Source organism: Actinomadura napierensis, from assembly GCF_039529375.1.
Taxonomy (GTDB): domain Bacteria; phylum Actinomycetota; class Actinomycetes; order Streptosporangiales; family Streptosporangiaceae; genus Spirillospora; species Spirillospora napierensis.
In genome coordinates this window covers 1-16447 of the sequence record NZ_BAAAMR010000160.1, presented here as the reverse complement: position 1 = coordinate 16447, position 16447 = coordinate 1, and the positions used below count along the sequence as shown (strand labels likewise).

Genomic DNA, 16447 nt, shown 5'->3' with positions numbered 1-16447 from the left:
TGTTGGGTGGCGGGAGTGGCGCAGGTCTGCGGCTCCGCCGCGGCGGCGGGGCCGCCGGCCGCCGTGGCCGCGGTCATGCCGGCGGCCAGGACGGCCGCGAGTGCTGCTGCTGTTCGGCGCATGCGCGGGACGGTACGGCCCGGCCGCCCCGAGCCGGCGAACCGTTAATGAAGACTCCACCAATTTGCAATGGCTTGTCGCAATTGAGGAGGGCGTATGCCCCGCGGACGAGGCGGATGGCCGGGAGTAGACTTGACCGCCGGCCTGACCCCCGTGTGCACACCCGGTGAAGCCGTCGAATCCGGCGTGTCGCGGCGCGGAAGCGTCGGTGCCGGCGCCTCCCGGAGCACCTTCCGCGGCACCGGCCCGCGTGTCCGGTGCGGCATCGGCGCCGCGACTACTATTTGCATAGTACGAGTATTGCTCACCGCAATGATGCGGAGTAACGTTCCCGGCGCAATCGGTGACCCGCCGTGTTCGCGGGCGACCGGACCGTGCTCCCATCCGGCCGAGTCCAGCCGTCCGCGGCATGCCGCGGGGTGCCGTCGGACGTGCGGAAGGAGTGCGGGACGTGGGGCGTCGGGGAGCGGTCGAGCGAGGGGAGCGGGCGGCCGCGGCCGCCGCCGAGCACCTGCTGCGGGCGGGCGGGCTGCTGCGGCGGACGCCGACGACGCCGGACCTGCGGGCGGTCTACCGCGCCGACCAGAAGGTCAACGACGCGCCGTACCGGGAGCGCTGGGCGCACGACAAGGTCGTGCGGTCCACGCACGGAGTGAACTGCACCGGCTCCTGCTCGTGGAAGGTCTACGTCAAGGACGGCCTGATCACCTGGGAGACGCAGGAGACCGACTACCCCTCGGTCGGCCCGGACCGCCCCGAGTACGAGCCGCGCGGCTGCCCGCGCGGCGCGTCGTTCTCCTGGTACACCTACTCGCCGACCCGGATCCGCTACCCGATGGCGCGCGGCGTCCTGCTGGAGATGTACCGGGAGGCGAAGGCGCGGACCGGCGACCCGGTCGCGGCCTGGGCGCAGATCACCGGCGACCCGGAGCGGCGCACCCGCTACCAGTCGGCGCGCGGCAGGGGCGGCCTCGTCCGGGTCGGCTGGGACGAGGCGCTGGAGATCGCCGCGGCGGCGCACGTCCACACCATCGCCGAGTACGGGCCGGACCGCGTCGCCGGGTTCTCCCCGATCCCGGCGATGTCGATGGCCTCGCACGCGGTCGGCGCGCGGTTCATGTCGCTGATCGGCGCGCCGATGGTGTCGTTCTACGACTGGTACGCCGACCTGCCGATCGCGTCGCCGCAGGTGTTCGGCGACCAGACCGACGTCCCGGAGTCCGGCGACTGGTGGGACGCGGCGTACCTGATGATGTGGGGCTCGAACGTCCCGGTCACCCGGACGCCGGACGCGCACTGGATGGCGGAGGCCCGCTACCGGGGCCAGAAGGTCGTCGTGGTCTCGCCCGACTACGCCGACGCGACGAAGTTCGCCGACGAGTGGCTGCACCCGCACCCCGGCACGGACGGCGCGCTCGCCATGGCGATGGGCCACGTGATCCTCACCGAGTTCTTCGTCCGCCGCGAGGTGCCGTACTTCACCGGCTACGCGCGCCGCTTCACCGACCTGCCGTTCCTGGTCGAGGTGGACGAGCGCGGCGACGGGACGTGCGTGCCCGGCAAGTTCGTCACGGCCGCCGGCCTCGGCGACACCGGCGAGGCGTCGGCGTGGCGGCCGGTGGTCATGGACGCGGCGACGGGCGGCCCGGTCGCGCCGAACGGGACGCTCGGCGACCGCTGGTCGGAGCGCGGCGAGGGCCGCTGGAACCTCGACCTCGGCGACATCGACCCGCTGCTCACGCTGCACGAACCGGGGGCGGAGACGGCCGAGGTCCTGCTGCCCCGCTTCGACACCGAGGGCGGGACGGTACGCCGGGCCGTGCCGGTCCGGACGGTCGCCGGACGCCGGGTGACGACGGTGTTCGACCTGATACTGGCCCAGTACGGCGTCCACCGCGACGGCCTCCCCGGCGACTGGCCGGACGGCTACGGCGACGCGTCGCAGCCCTGCACGCCGGCGTGGCAGCAGGCGATCACGTCCGTCCCGGCGAAGGCAGCGGTCCGGGTGGCGCGGGAGTTCGCGGACACGGCGGAGAAGACCGAGGGCCGCTGCATGATCCTCATGGGCGCCGGCACCAACCACTGGTTCCACTCCGACACGGTGTACCGGTCGTTCCTGTCGCTGCTGCTCCTGACCGGCTGCCAGGGCGTCAACGGCGGCGGCTGGGCGCACTACGTCGGCCAGGAGAAGGTGCGGCCGCTCACCGGCTGGCAGCAGTTGTCGACGGCCGCGGACTGGGTGCGGCCGTCCCGGCAGATGGCGGGCACGCCGTTCTGGTACCTGCACACCGGCCAGTGGCGGTACGAGCGGTACCGCGCGGACGCCCTCGCCTCACCGACGGGCCGCGGCCTGTTCGAGGGCCTGCACACCGCCGACCTGGTGGCGCGGTCGGCGCGGCTCGGCTGGATGCCGTCCTACCCGACGTTCTCCATCAACCCGCTCGACCTCGGGCGGCGCGCCCGCGAGGACGGCCGCCCGGCGGGGGAGTGGGCGGCGGGCGAGATCGAGGCGGGCCGCCTCGGCTTCGCCTGCGAGGACCCCGACGACCCCGCCAACTGGCCGCGCGTCCTCACGGTCTGGCGCGCCAACCTGATCGGCTCGTCGGCGAAGGGCAACGAGTTCTTCCTGCGGCACCTGCTCGGCACCGGCGACAACGCGTCCGCCGAGGAGGCGCCGCCCGGCCACCGGCCGCTGGAGGTGGCGTGGCGCGAGGACGCGCCGCGCGGCAAGCTCGACCTGCTGCTCGCGCTGGACTTCCGGATGACCTCGACCACGCTGATGGCCGACCTCGTCCTGCCGGCCGCGACCTGGTACGAGAAGCACGACCTGTCCAGCACGGACATGCACCCGTACGTGCACGCGTTCTCCCCGGCGATCGACCCGCCGTGGCAGGCGCGCACCGACTTCGAGATCTTCCACGGGCTCGCCGCGCGCCTCGGCGAACTGGCCGCCGGCCGCCTGGACACCGCCTGCGACCTCGTCGCGACGGCCCTGCACCACGACACGCCCGGCGAGACCGCGCAGCCGGGCGGCGGCGTGCCCGACTGGCGGGCCGGCCACGAGCCCGTCCCCGGATTCAACCTGCCCGACTTCACGCTCGTGGAGCGCGACTACACCGCGATCGCCGCGAAGCTGGCGGCCTTCGGCCCGCTCGCGGAGGAGAAGGGCATGACGGTCAAGGGCGTCACCGTCCATCCGAAGCCTGAGGCGCGCTGGCTGGCGTCGCGCTGCGGGACGTCCGCCGGCGGCGCGACGCTCGGACGGCCCCTCCTCGACACCGACGTCAAGCTGTGCGAGGCGATCCTCGCGCTGTCGGGCACCACCAACGGGCGCCTCGGCGCGGAGGGGTTCGAGCGGCTCGCGCAGCGATGCGGCCCCGGCAGCGGGCTGGACGCGCTGGCCGAGTCGGTCGCCGAGCGGCGCGTCGTCTTCACCGACACCCAGCAGCGGCCCGTCCAGGTCGGCGCCAGCTACGAATGGTCGGGCAAGGAGGCGCCCGACCGCCGCTACTCGCCGTTCACCGTCAACACCGAGCACCGCAAGCCCTGGCACACCCTCACCGGACGCCAGCACTTCTACCTCGACCACGACTGGATGGCCGAGCTCGGCGAGCAGCTCCCCGTCTACCGGCCGCCGCTCAACACCGCCGCCGTCTGCGGTGACCCGGCCCCCGGCGACGGGCGCTCGGTGACCGTCCGGTACGTCACGCCGCACTCCAAATGGTCGATCCATTCGGAGTACCAGGAGAACCTGCTGATGCAGACGCTCGCGCGCGGCGGCCCGGTGATCTGGATGAGCGTCGCGGACGCCGAGGCGATCGAGGTCGCCGACAACGACTGGATCGAGGCGGTCAACCCCAACGGCGTCGTGGTGGCGCGGGCGGTCGTCTCGCACCGGATGCCCGCCGGGACCGTGTTCATGTACCACGTCCAGGAACGGCTGGTGAACGTGCCGAAGTCGGAGGCCACCGGCCGGCGCGGCGGCGTCCACAACGCGCTCACCCGGCTGCTGATCAAGCCGTCCCACCTCATCGGCGGGTACGGCCAGCTCTCCTTCTCGCCCAACTACTACGGGCCCACCGGCAACCAGCGCGACGCCGTCACCGTCATCCGGCGCCGCTCGCAGAACGTGGAGTACTGAGACATGCGCGTGATGGCACAGGTCGCCATGGTGATGAACCTCGACAAGTGCATCGGCTGCCACACCTGCTCGGTCACCTGCAAGCAGACGTGGACGAACCGGGAGGGCACCGAGTACGCCTGGTTCAACAACGTCGAGACGCGCCCCGGCCAGGGATACCCGCGCGGCCACGAGGACCAGGAGAAATGGAAGGGCGGCTGGAAGCTCAAACACGGCCGGCTCGTCCCGCGCGCGGGCGGACGGGCGCGGCGGCTCGCCCGGCTGTTCGCCAACCCGGAGCTGCCGTCGCTCGACGACTACTACCAGCCCTGGACGTACGACTACGAGAACCTCACCTCGGCGCCGCTCGGCGACGACGTGCCGACGGCCCGCCCGCGATCGCTGGTGGACGGCCGCCCCACCGAGGTCACGTGGGGCCCGAACTGGGACGACGACCTCGGCGGCGGCCCGGAGGCCCTCGCCGCCGACCCCGTCCTGAAGAAGATGAACGAGCAGGTGCGGCTGGAGTACGAGCAGGCGTTCATGTTCTACCTGCCGCGCATCTGCGAGCACTGCCTCAACCCGTCGTGCGTCGCCGCCTGCCCGTCCGGCGCCATGTACAAGCGGATCGAGGACGGCATCGTCCTGGTCGACCAGGACCGCTGCCGGGGCTGGCGGATGTGCGTGTCCGGGTGCCCGTACAAGAAGGTCTACTTCAACCACCAGACCGGCAAGGCCGAGAAGTGCACGTTCTGCTACCCGCGCGTGGAGGCCGGCGCGCCGACCGTCTGCTCGGAGACGTGCGTGGGGCGGCTGCGCTACCTCGGCGTCCTGCTGTACGACGCGGACCGCGTCGGTGAGGCCGCGAGCGTCCCGGACGAGCACGACCTGTACGAGGCGCAGCTGTCGGTGTTCCTCGACCCCGACGACCCGGACGTGGCGAGGGCCGCCGAGGACGCCGGCATCCCGCACGACTGGATCACCGCCGCGCGCCGCTCGCCCGTCCACGCGCTGATCAGCCGGTACCGGGTCGCGCTGCCGCTGCATCCGGAGTACCGGACGATGCCGATGGTCTGGTACGTGCCGCCGCTGTCACCGGTCGTCGACGCGGTCACCGCGGGCGGCCACGACGGCGAGGAACCGGCGAACCTGTTCGGCGCGATCGGCTCGCTGCGCATCCCGCTGGAGTACCTCGCGCACCTGTTCACCGCCGGCGACACCGCACCGGTGGAGGCGGCACTGTGCCGGCTGGCCGCGATGCGCTCCCACATGCGCCGCATCAACCTCGGCGAGGAACGCGACCCGGCCATCGCCCGCGCCGTCGGCCTCGACGAGCGGACGGTCGAGGAGATGTACCGGCTGCTGGCCCTCGCCAAGTACGAGGAGCGGTACGTCATCCCGACGACCTACAACGGGACCGTCCCCGACGCCACCGACGCCGGATGCAGCTTGGACGGCGAAGGCGGCCCTGGCATGTACCCGTCCGACGTCGAGGGCTTCCACGTCCCGCCGCAGCGCGAACCCGTCCCGGTGTCGGAGTTCAGCGGCCGGGTCAACCTGCTGAACTGGAACGGGCGGGGACGCCCGCGCGGCCTGTTCCCGCGCCGGTCCGAGGAGGACGGGCTGTGAGCGGCGCGCCGATCCTCCAGGCGGCCTCGCTGCTGCTGACCTATCCGGATCCGGAGACCTGGCCGGGACGGGTGGAGGCCGTCCGCACCGCCTTGGGCGAGCTGACCGCACTGCGCGCGTTACCCGCCGGGCGCGCCGAACCGCTGCTGCGCTTCTGCCGGAACGTCGAGGGCGTCGCGCCGCTGGAGCTGGCCGCCCGGTACGTCGCCACGTTCGACCGCACCCGCCGCCGCACCCTGGACCTCACCTACTACACTGACGGCGACACGCGCCGCCGCGGCGGCTCCCTCGCGCGGATCAAGGGCGTCCTGCACGAGTACGGCTGGGAGCCCGGCGGCGGGCGGCTGCCCGACTTCCTGCCGGTCCTGCTGGAGTTCGCGGCCCGCTGCCCCGACCCCGGCGAGCAGCTGCTGTGCGAGCACCGGCCCGGCCTCGAACTGCTCGGGCACGCGCTCGACGCCTACGGCAGCCCGTACGCCGACGTGCTGCTCGCCGTCCGCGAGACCCTTCCCGGCAGCGGCCCGACGGCGGCCGACCGCGCCGCGGTCCAGGCGCTCGCACTCGGCGGCCCGCCGGTGGAGCACGTCGGGCTCGAACCGTTCACCCCGTCCAGCCGAGCCCGAGGAGGCGTCCGGTGACCCATCTCGACATCGCCCTGTGGGGCGCGCTGCCCTACATCGTCATCGTCGTGCTGGTCGCCGGCTCGGCCTTGCGGTACCGCTACGACCGGTTCGGGTTCACCACCCGCTCCAGCCAGCTCCACGAGTCGCGGCTGCTGCGCGTCGGCGGCCCGCTGTTCCACTACGCGCTGCTGCTCGTGATCGGCGGGCACGTCACCGGGCTGCTCGTCCCCGAGATGGTCACCGACCGCCTCGACGTGAGCGAGACCTCCTACCACGACGTCGCGCTGATCATGGGCGGGAGCGCGGGCGTCGCCGCCGTCGCCGGCCTGGCGGTCCTGCTGTACCGGCGGCTGCGCGTCCCGGCGGTGCGCCGCGCGACGAACCGCACCGACCGCGCCGTCTACCCGCTGCTCGCCGCCGCCATGCTCGGCGGGCTCGCCGCCACCGCGTCCAGCCTCGCCAACCCCTACGACTACCGGCTCGGCGTCTCGGTCTGGTTCCGCAGCCTGTTCGAACTCGACCCGGACGTCGCCGCGATGGCGCACGCGCCGCTGGTCTACCGGCTGCACGCGCTGCTCGGCATGGCGCTGTTCGCGCTGTGGCCGTTCAGCCGCCTCGTGCACGCCGTGACCGCACCGGTCTGGTACCTGGCCCGCCCCTACATCGTCTACCGCTCGCGGGCCGTGCCCTACCGCCACCCGGCCGCCCGCCCCACCGAGGCCGGACGCCCCGGACGGTGACCCGGCGCCGCGTCAGTGCGTCCGGGCCCGCCGCACCCCGGGCCCGGACAGCCCGAGCGGGTCGTCGACCAGCCCGCCGATCCGGCGGACCTCCTCGAACGGGTCCACCGCCAGGTCGCCGGCCACCGCGGTCAGCGACCGCAGCGCCGACACCAGCGCCGCCCGCTCCCCCTCGGCGAGCCGCCCGACCAGCGCGCCGATCTCCGAGCCGCGCCGCGACGCCACCCGGCGCACCAGGTCGCGGCCCCGCTCGGTCAGGCTGAGCAGCACCTCGCGCCGGTTGTCCGGGTTCATCCGGCGGTCGACCAGCTCCACCGACTCCAGCCGCTCCACCATCCGCATCGCGTTGGACGGGTTGACGCCGAGCGTCGCCGCGAGCAGCGCCATCTTCACCGGCCCGTAGCCGGCCAGCACCATCAGCGTGCGCAGCTGCGGCAGCGTCAGCGAGTCGTCGATGGACGCCAGCGCCCGCGCGGACACCGCCATCAGCAGCCGGGACGCCGCCATGACCGCCGCCGTGACCTCTTCGGCCTCCTGATCGAACCCGTTCCCGCCGGCGGTGCGGGACGGTCCAGGAGGCTCGGTACTTCGTTCCGTCATACCCGTCCAAACCCCGTACCCGGACGTCACATCCCGTTCACCCTAGCCCGCCGTTTTTGACTTGGTTGCTAATAAGGGCGCGCGACCCTGTGAGGCGACTTCATTCCACAGCGCGGCGCCCGTGGGGGACAGTCATCAGCATTCACTTTCCGGACCCACCCCTGGAGTGAGGAATGCGACTTCGGACCCTGTTCACCACCGCGGCGCTGGGGGCCGCCCTGGCCGTGCCCGCGGTGCTCACCGCGGCGCAGGCCGAGGCCGCGCCGCCGGGCTGCGACGCCACGGACGCGCAGATCTACGCGGCCTCCGCGGCGGTGACCGGGAACCCGGGCGACCTGCTCGCCTGCCGTCCGGCGAAGCTGACCAACGTCCCCGGCGACGTGCCGATGCACGCCTGGAAGGTCAGGTACGTCTCGACCGACGCCAAGGGGCAGAAGATCGCGGTGTCCGGCACGGTCGCCGTCCCGGACGCCGAGTGGAAGGGCGGCGGGTCGCGGCCGACGGTCGCCTTCAACCCCGGCACCCTCGGCTCCGGCCTGCAGTGCGCGTTCTCCAAGCAGCTCGCCGGCCAGTACGTCGACATGTACGAGGGCGGCAACCTGCAGCTGATGCTGAAGGCCGGGTACGCGGTCGCCGCCACCGACGGCGTCGGCTACCTCGACGGCCAGGTGCACACCTACATGATCGGCGCGAACGCCGGGCACGCGCTGCTCGACATCGTCCGGACGTCCCGCCAGATCCCCGGCGGCACGCTCAAGCCGGACGGCAAGGTCGGCATCTCCGGCTACTCCGAGGGCGGCGCCGCCGCGCTGTGGGGCGCGCAGCTCGCCGCGTCCTACGCGCCGGAGCTGAATGTGGTCGGCGCGGCGGCGGGCGGCGTGCCCGGCGACCTGAAGCTGACCGCCAAGCAGCTCAACGGCAGCCTGTTCGCCGGGTTCCTCGCCGACGCGCTGGTCGGCCTGCACGCCGCCTACCCCGAGATGCCGTTCGACGACCTGATGAACGACAAGGGCGTCCAGGCGATCAAGGACGTCAAGGCCAACTGCCTGTACGGGACGCTCGCGGTGTTCCTCGGCGCGAAGGTCGAGAACTTCTCCAAGCAGGGTCTGTCCCTCGACCAGATCTACGCGCTCAAGGGCCCGGACGGCACCAGCTGGAGCGACGTCGTCGACCGGCAGAAGCTCGGCGTCGACATCGGCCCGGCGTCCTCCACCGCCAAGTACAAGATCGGCTTCCCGGTGTTCCAGTACCGCGGCTGGCTCGAGGAGATCATCCCGCACGAGACCGAGGACGGGACCCACGAGGCCTACTGCAAGGCCGGCATCAACACCACCTGGAAGAACACCTACCCGACCGAGCACCTGTCCACCGACTGGGGCGCCGCCGGGGACGTGACGAACTTCCTCGGCGACCGGTTCGCCGGCAAGCCCGCCCAGAGCAACTGCTGAACCAGCGCCCCGCCCGCGGGGACCGGGCGTCCGGGACGACCGGCCGCCCGGCACCGGCGGGCGGGGCCTCCGCACTCTCGTCTCTAAGGAGTCCGCAATGACAGCGGGTGTCGCCGACGCCGGCAGCAGAACTCCGCAGCCGGACATCTCCGGCACCGTGCCGCTGCCCGAGCGCATCGCGGTCGTGGTGTTCGTGGTCGCCCCGATCATCGGGTTTCTGGCCGCCGTCCCCTTCCTGTGGGGCTGGGGGATCGGCTGGACGGACATCGCGATCTTCGCCTTCCTCTACCCGTTCAACGCACTCGGGATCACGGTCGGCTACCACCGGCACTTCACGCACGGCGGCTTCAAGGCCAAACGGTGGCTGCGGATCGCGCTCGCCATCCTCGGCGGGCAGGCGATGCAGGGGTCGGTCGTCCGGTGGGTCGCCGACCACCGCCGCCACCACAAGTACTCCGACCAGGAGGGCGACCCGCACTCCCCGTGGGCGTACGGGCCGGGCGTGTGGGGCCTCACCAAGGGGCTGTACCACGCGCACGTGGGCTGGCTGTTCAGCAAGGACCGCACGTCCCGCAGCAAGTACGCGCCCGACCTGCTGAAGGACAAGGACATCCGGTTCCTGTCCCTCGACCCCGTCTACGCGGTGATCGTGCTGTCGACGTTCCTGGTCCCGATGGGGCTCGGCGCGCTGCTCACCTGGTCCTGGCACGGCGCGGTCACCGCGCTGTTCTGGGGCGGCCTGATGCGGGTGTTCGTCGGCGAGCACGTCACGTTCTCGATCAACTCGATCTGCCACGTGTTCGGCAACGAGGACTTCCGGACCCGCGACAAGGCCCGCAACGTGTGGTGGCTGGCCATCCCGTCGTTCGGCGAGTCCTGGCACAACCTGCACCACGCCGACCCGACCTGCGCGCGGCACGGGGTGCTGAAGGGCCAGGTCGACATCAGCGCCCGCGTCATCTGGCTCTTCGAGCGGCTCGGCTGGGTCTGGGACGTCCGCTGGCCCGACTACGAGCGGCTCGAGAACCGCCGCGTCCGCCGCGGTGATTCCACCACCGAGCCCGCCGACGCGCCGGCCGCCGAGCCGGCCGCCGACGCCGCCACCGTCTCCTCCTGACTCGTCCCTCCCGTACCAGGAGCTTTCTCAGCATGACCGACCTCCCCGCGCTCGACCGCACCCCGCTGATCGAGCGGCTCGCCCGGTTCGCCAAGGACTTCCCCGACGACCGCGCCTACACGTTCATGGACTACATGACCGACCCGGACGGCGTCGCCACCGACGTCACCTGGGGCGAGCTGGACCGGCGCGCCCGCGCGATCGCCGCCGCGATCCGCCGTGCCACCTCGCCGGGACGGCGCGTCGCGCTGCTCGCCCCGCAGGACCTGCACTACGTCACCGGGTTCCTCGGCGCGATGTACGCCCGCGTCATCGGCGTCCCGCTGTTCTCCCCTGACCTGCCGGGCCACGGCGACCGGCTGCTGGCCGTCTACCAGGACGCCGAGCCCGACGTCGTCATCACCACGAGCGCGTCGCTGCCGGCCGTCCGGACGTTCCTCGCGGGCGATGACGTCCGCGAGCCCGCCGAGATCATCGTCGCGGACGAGGTGGACGGCTCGCTCGACTGGACGCCGGAGCCGATCGACCCCGACGACGTCGCCTACCTGCAGTACACGTCCGGGTCCACCCGGACCCCCGCCGGCGTCATCATCACGCACGGGAACTTCGCCACCAACGCCGAGCAGCTGTGGCGGACGTTCGAGGGGATCCCGCGCGAGTCGTCCGGCGTCAACTGGCTGCCGGTGTTCCACGACATGGGGCTGGTCACGACGGTCGCGCTGCCTCTCGTCTACGGCAACCCCGGCGTGATCATGGACCCGGTGGCGTTCGTGATGCGGCCCGTCCGCTGGCTGGAGCTGCTCAGCCAGCAGAAGCACGCCTTCACCGGCGGCCCGAACTTCGCCTACGAGTACCTGACCGCGCAGGTCACCGAGGAGGAGAAGGCCAAGCTCGACCTCAGCGGCGTGCAGGTCTTCATGAACGGCGCCGAGCCGATCCGGGAGAGCACGCTCACCGGGTTCTACGAGGCGTTCAAGGACTGCGGGCTGAAGCCGGAGGCGCAGGTGTGCGCGTACGGGCTCGCCGAGGCGACCGTGTACGTGTCGGCGTCGTCGCGGTTCCGCGAGCCGACCCGCGCCGCGTTCGACCACGAGGCGCTGCGCCGCGGCACCGCCGAGCCGTGCGCCCCGGACGCGCCCGGCGCGATCCAGCTGATCGCGTGCGGCACGTCCTTCGGCCAGCACACGATCATCGTGGACGCGGAGACGGGCGCGCGGAAGGCGGACGGCTCGGTCGGCGAGATCTGGGTGCACGGCCCGAACGTCGCCGCCGGATACTGGGGGCGTCCCGAGGCGACCAGGGAGACGTTCCAGGCGGAGCTGGCCGGCGACGCCGGGGACCTGCCGCGCGGGCCGTGGCTGCGCACCGGCGACCTCGGCGTCCTGCACGGCGGCGAGCTGTTCGTCACCGGCCGGATCAAGGACCTCGTCATCGTCGACGGCCGCAACCACTACCCGCAGGACATCGAGTTCACCGTGTCGAACGCGCACAAGGGCATCCGCCGCGAGTACACCGCGGCGGTGTCGGTCGACACCGGCGACACCGAGGGCCTGGTCGTGGTGGCCGAGCGGAACCGCCGGGTGCCGATCGCGCTGCTGGACGTCGACGAGGTCGCGCAGGCCGTGCGGACCGCCGTCAAGCAGCAGCACGACCTGCGCGTGCACGACTTCGTGCTGATCGAGCCGGGCGGCATCCCGCGCACCAGCAGCGGCAAGATCGCCCGGTCGGCGTGCCGGCAGGGCTACCTCGACCGCACGCTGCCGTACGTGACCGTGCCCGCCCGCGAGGAGTAGCGGCCGCCGCGGAGGAAGAAGGTCAGCGCTCCCCGTCGTCGGCGTCGCGCAGCCAGACGGGGAGCAGCAGCATCAGCTCCAGCCGCAGCGCCGGATCCTCGATGTCGTAGTCGAACAGGTCGTGCAGCTGCGCGAGCCGGTACCGGACCGTCTGCGGGTGCACGCACAGCGCCTCGGCGGCGTCGGTGGCGTTGAACCCGTGCTTGAGGCATTCGAGCAGGGTCATCGCCAGCCGCCCGCCGCGGTGCGGGCCGAGCTCGGTGAGCGGCGCGAGCCGGCGCCGCGCCGTCGCCTCCGCGAGCGTCCAGCCCTCCTGGAGCAGCAGCTCGGGCAGGTGCCGGTCCGCGCGGACGAGCCGTCCGGCCGCGGCGGCGCCCCGCCGGCCCCGCTCGGGTGATCCGGCCGCCTCGTCGGCGCCGCCGAGCCGTCCGGCGGCCATCAGGTCGAGGGTCCGGTGCGCCCAGTGCAGCGACACCCCGGCCTCCTCCAGCGGCACGGACGGGCCGACCGCGCCCGTCCAGCCGGCGATCGTGGCGGTGAGCCGGTCGGGCCCGCCGGGCCGGTCCGGGTCGGGCATCGCCAGGCAGGGGCGGCTGCGGTCGACGCCGCTCAGCAGGAACGGCGGCAGCCCCGCCGGGCCCTCGCCGCCGGTGCCGGGGCGCGGGTCCAGCACGATCATCGCGATCCGCTCCGGCAGCGGCCAGCCCGCGAGCCCGGCCTGCTCCACGATGACCTCGCGGGGCGCCGGCGGCGTCGACAGCAGCAGGCCGAGCAGCCGGGCGCGGCGCTGCTCGCGCTCGCCGGCCGCCTTCTCCCGTGCCCGCGCGTACCCCTGCGCGGCGGCCGAGGCGAGCAGGTCCAGGTAGGCGAAGTTCACCTCGGTCAGCGCGATCGCCAGCTCGCGGGGCTTCTTCAGCCGGTCGGCCTCCCGCGACAGGTACCGCCAGGCGGTCCGGGACGCGACGCGCAGCGCGTTCTGCAGGTGCTCCAGGCTGCGCCCCTCGACCGCCTCGCCGTACCCGATGTCGAAGAAGAGCTGGTGGACCTCCCGCCAGGGCGTGTCGGGGTCGGCGATCATCTGCACGAAGTGGCCCATGCCCTGCGCCACCGCGTCCCGGATCACCTCGGTGTAGACGGGATCGTCCGGCCGGCCGTACTCGGGGACGTTCCGCAGCACGCCCTCCACCATGGTGTCGACCAGATCCGGAAGGTGCGGGCGCATCCACTGCGCCTCCTCGCGCGGGACGTCGCGCCAGGGTTGGGCCGACAGGTCGTCTGTCTCGGCGGACCCTTCGTGCAGCTCCGTCAAAGTGTCACCTCCATGAGCGGACACCCGGGCCGCCAGGCTAGATATCCCGCGGCACCCGCGACACTCACAGGAGTGACAAGCCGCCCCCTTGTTTGGTGCGAGACGGACTGATTTCGCGCAGCGGAAGGCGAAGACGGGCGGTTTTGGGCAGGACAACACAAGAAACGCGGTGGAGTTTCGTCGTTTTTCGCGGAATGGGCGGCTGGAAGGTTACAACCGGGATCGCTCCCATTGTTAGGTCTTCGCCGGATTCCGTGACCGCTTCGACGCCTACGGCGGCGGCAGCGTGAGGAGCAGCACGGCCGCCGCGGCGGCGACGAGCCCCGCCACCTGTCCGGCCGAGAGCCGTTCGCGCAGCGCGGTGACGCCCCACAGCACCGGCACCACCGGGTACAGCGACGACAGCACCACCGCGATGACGACGAGCTGCTCCCTGGTGGCGAGCAGGTAGAACGCGAGCGCCGCCGCCGCGACGGCGCCGGTCGCGAGCGCCCCCGGCGGCGTCCCCCTGCCCGGGAGCCGGCGGATGTGCGCCCGCGCCATCGGCGCGATCGCCAGGACGGCCGAGACGCGTCCGGCCGCCACCGGCCACAGGCCCGCGTCGTGCCCGGCCCGCGCGAGCGCCAGGTACTGCACGCCGATCCCGGCGCTCGCCACCAGCCCGTTGACGACGGCCGACCGGACCCGGTCCCGCTCGTCCGATCGCGATCGGGAGACCAGCCACAGGGCGGGCAGCACCACCGCGATCCCCACCCAGGCGGTGAGGGAGGGCCGGTCGCCCAGGAACGCCACGCCCACCAGGACGGGAAGCGCGACCCCGCCGACCGCGCTGACGGGAACGACCACGCTCATGGTGCCCTGGCCGATGCCCCGGTACAGGAACACCATGGCGATTCCCGTCCCGATTCCGGACAGGGCGCCCCACGCGACGTCCTGCCACACCAATTCCCGCACCGGAACGGCAAGGGCCACCGCGACGGCGCAGATCAGCCCGCCTATCTGGCCGAGAAATGCGACCGCGCGGAAATCCGCCCGCCGTGACAGCAGCCCGCCTGTGACGTCGGCGATGCCGTAGCAGAGCGCCGACGCGAGTGCGAGCAGGGGCCCCGTCACGACGGCTCCGGGAGCGTCTCCCCGCCGGCCTGGCCCGCGAGGGCGTCGCGCTCGGCCTGCCCCACGGGGCAGACGGCGCCGCGGATGCAGCAGGCGCGGTCGCACAGGCGGCACATGACGTCCGCGTCGCCGATCTCGGCGTACAGGCGGGTCAGGAGCTTGCCGAGGAGCGTCGTGAGCTGGTCGCGCTCGCCGGCGTCCAGGCCGGACAGGGCGGCGGCGAGCGGGGCGCCGCGCGCGGTGAGCATGGCGTCCACCGCCCTCTCGCCGGCCGTCGTCAGCCGCACGCGGACGGCGCGGCCGGGGCCGCGGTCGCGCCGGGCGAGCCCCGCGGCCTCCAGGCCGTCCAGCATGCGGGCCGCCGCGGACTGGGTGAGCCCGACGCGCCGTCCCAGCTCGGTGACGCCGAGGCCGGGCGCGCCCGCCAGCACGACCAGGGCGCCGGCGCCGCTGGCGCTCACCTCGGCGGCCCGGGTCGCCTCGGCCAGCACGAGGTCGGTGACGGCGAGGGAGGCGGCACCGAGCAGGTTCGCGAGTCGGTCATGCATGACTCATGCATAACAAGCGCTGCGGGGCCGGCGCAACCCTTCGGCGGGAGGCGCCGGAACGCCCGGGCGCGGTCGTTTGCGGGCGAACCTACGGGGGTACTGCTTGCTGGTCTTGTGTGCCGTACCGGGGGCCCGCCGCCCGCCATGGAGGTCGCCTGAATGGAACGTGAGCCCGCACCGGTTCCGGGGGCGCCGAACGGCGGGGAGGACGGGCGGCGGCGCATCCCGCGCACGGACGTGCTGCTGGCCGATCCGCGGCTCGCGGAAGCGGCGGCGCGGCTCGGGCGCGGCGTGGTGAAGGCGGCGGTCGTCGCGGCGCAGCGGCGCGCGCGGGCGGGCGAGATCCCGGCCGGCGCGGTGGCGGGCGCGCCGGGCGGGGCGCTGCCGGGCACCGCCGCCGGGCTGCGGCCCGTGCTCAACGCGACCGGCGTGCTGCTGCACACCAACCTCGGGCGGGCGCCGCTGTCGGACGCCGCGCGGGAGGCGATGCTCGTGGCGTCCGGCGCGACCGACGTCGAGCTGGACCTCTCGACCGGGGCGCGGGCGCGGCGCGGCCGGTCCGCGCTGGCCGCGCTGCTGGAGGCGGTGCCGGCGGCGGAGGCGGCGCACGTGGTGAACAACGGGGCGGCGGCGCTCGTGCTGGCCGCGACCGCGCTCGCCGGCAACCGCGAGATCATCGTCAGCCGCGGCGAGATGGTGGAGATCGGCGACGGTTTCCGCATCCCGGAGCTGCTCGCCGCGACCGGCGCCCGCCTGCGGGAGGTCGGCACCACGAACCGGACCTCGCCGGACGACTACGCTGCGGCGATCGGCCCCGAGACCGGCTTCATCCTCAAGGTGCACCCGTCCAACTTCCGCGTCACCGGCTTCACGCGCTCGGCGGACGTCGCCGAACTGGCCGGGCTCGGCGTCCCGGTCGTCGCCGACATCGGCTCCGGCCTGCTCGGACCCGAACCGCTGCTGCCCGACGAGCCCGACGCCGCAACCTGGCTGAAGGCGGGCGCCGACCTCGTCACCGCCAGCGGCGACAAGCTGCTCGGCGGCCCGCAGTGCGGGCTCGTCCTGGGCAGGGAGGAGTTCGTGCGGCGGCTGTCGCGGCATCCGCTGGCGCGGGCGCTGCGCGTCGACAAGCTGACGCTCGCCGCGCTGGAGGCCACCGTCCGCGGCCCGCGAACCCCGACCGCCGAAGCGCTGCACGCGGGCGTCGACGGGCTGCGGGAACGCGCGCGGCGCCTCGCCCAGCGCCTGCGCGAGCAGGGCGACGACGCGGCGGACGTCGACAGCGAC

The 16447-nt window shown here is 73.4% G+C and carries 12 protein-coding genes; 8 read left to right on the top strand and 4 right to left on the bottom strand.

The window, feature by feature from the left end; all coding sequences use genetic code 11:
- Positions 1 to 571: 571 nt before the first annotated feature.
- The 4 genes from ABD296_RS45515 to narI are packed head-to-tail and all read left to right on the top strand — an operon-like array spanning position 572 to position 7232.
- The gene (locus ABD296_RS45515) at positions 572 to 4261 is read left to right on the top strand and encodes a nitrate reductase subunit alpha (RefSeq protein ID WP_344283362.1); all 3690 of its coding nucleotides are present in this window, start codon (positions 572 to 574) and stop codon (positions 4259 to 4261) included.
- Between the two features lie 3 nt (positions 4262 to 4264).
- Complete coding sequence (gene narH / locus ABD296_RS45510; protein WP_344283360.1) at positions 4265 to 5869, top strand: nitrate reductase subunit beta; 1605 nt, start codon at positions 4265 to 4267, stop codon at positions 5867 to 5869.
- On the top strand, positions 5866 to 6507 hold the full coding sequence (gene narJ, locus ABD296_RS45505) for a nitrate reductase molybdenum cofactor assembly chaperone (RefSeq protein WP_344283358.1): 642 nt from the start codon (positions 5866 to 5868) through the stop codon (positions 6505 to 6507). The genes narH and narJ overlap by 4 nt, the downstream gene beginning before the upstream one ends.
- Positions 6504 to 7232, top strand: a complete 729-nt coding sequence (gene narI, locus ABD296_RS45500) for a respiratory nitrate reductase subunit gamma (protein WP_344283356.1) — start codon at positions 6504 to 6506, stop codon at positions 7230 to 7232. The genes narJ and narI overlap by 4 nt, the downstream gene beginning before the upstream one ends.
- 12 nt (positions 7233 to 7244) lie before the next feature.
- On the opposite strand, the gene ABD296_RS45495 is transcribed toward narI, so the two are convergent.
- Complete coding sequence (locus ABD296_RS45495) at positions 7245 to 7832, bottom strand: MarR family winged helix-turn-helix transcriptional regulator (protein WP_344283354.1); 588 nt, start codon at positions 7830 to 7832, stop codon at positions 7245 to 7247.
- 173 nt (positions 7833 to 8005) lie between these two features.
- Here ABD296_RS45495 and ABD296_RS45490 point away from each other — a divergent pair, with 173 nt between their 5' ends.
- The 3 genes from ABD296_RS45490 to ABD296_RS45480 all read left to right on the top strand — a co-directional run bounded on the left by ABD296_RS45490 (position 8006) and on the right by ABD296_RS45480 (position 12190).
- Positions 8006 to 9280, top strand: a complete 1275-nt coding sequence (locus tag ABD296_RS45490) for a lipase family protein (protein ID WP_344283351.1) — start codon at positions 8006 to 8008, stop codon at positions 9278 to 9280.
- A 97-nt stretch (positions 9281 to 9377) separates the two neighbouring features.
- Positions 9378 to 10397: an acyl-CoA desaturase gene (locus ABD296_RS45485; RefSeq protein WP_344283349.1), complete on the top strand. Its 1020-nt coding sequence runs from the start codon at positions 9378 to 9380 to the stop codon at positions 10395 to 10397.
- Between the two features lie 32 nt (positions 10398 to 10429).
- Positions 10430 to 12190 carry a fatty acyl-AMP ligase gene (locus ABD296_RS45480; RefSeq protein WP_344283346.1) on the top strand — a complete coding sequence of 587 codons (1761 nt, stop codon included), beginning with the start codon at positions 10430 to 10432 and terminating at the stop codon, positions 12188 to 12190.
- Positions 12191 to 12212: 22 nt separating this feature from the next.
- Here ABD296_RS45480 and ABD296_RS45475 read toward each other — a convergent pair whose 3' ends face one another.
- The 3 genes from ABD296_RS45475 to ABD296_RS45465 form a co-directional block, all read right to left on the bottom strand.
- Positions 12213 to 13499 (bottom strand): helix-turn-helix domain-containing protein, encoded by a 1287-nt coding sequence (locus ABD296_RS45475; protein WP_344283343.1) that lies wholly within the window; start codon positions 13497 to 13499, stop codon positions 12213 to 12215.
- Between the two features lie 270 nt (positions 13500 to 13769).
- A complete protein-coding gene (locus tag ABD296_RS45470; RefSeq protein WP_344283340.1) occupies positions 13770 to 14612 on the bottom strand; it encodes an EamA family transporter in 843 nt (280 codons plus the stop codon).
- Positions 14609 to 15160: a MarR family winged helix-turn-helix transcriptional regulator gene (locus ABD296_RS45465; RefSeq protein WP_344283338.1), complete on the bottom strand. Its 552-nt coding sequence runs from the start codon at positions 15158 to 15160 to the stop codon at positions 14609 to 14611. The genes ABD296_RS45470 and ABD296_RS45465 overlap by 4 nt, the downstream gene beginning before the upstream one ends.
- A gap of 159 nt (positions 15161 to 15319) precedes the next feature.
- Between ABD296_RS45465 and selA the strand changes: the two genes are divergently transcribed.
- On the top strand, positions 15320 to 16447 hold a 1128-nt coding region (selA, locus tag ABD296_RS45460), incomplete at its 3' end, for an L-seryl-tRNA(Sec) selenium transferase (RefSeq protein WP_344283335.1).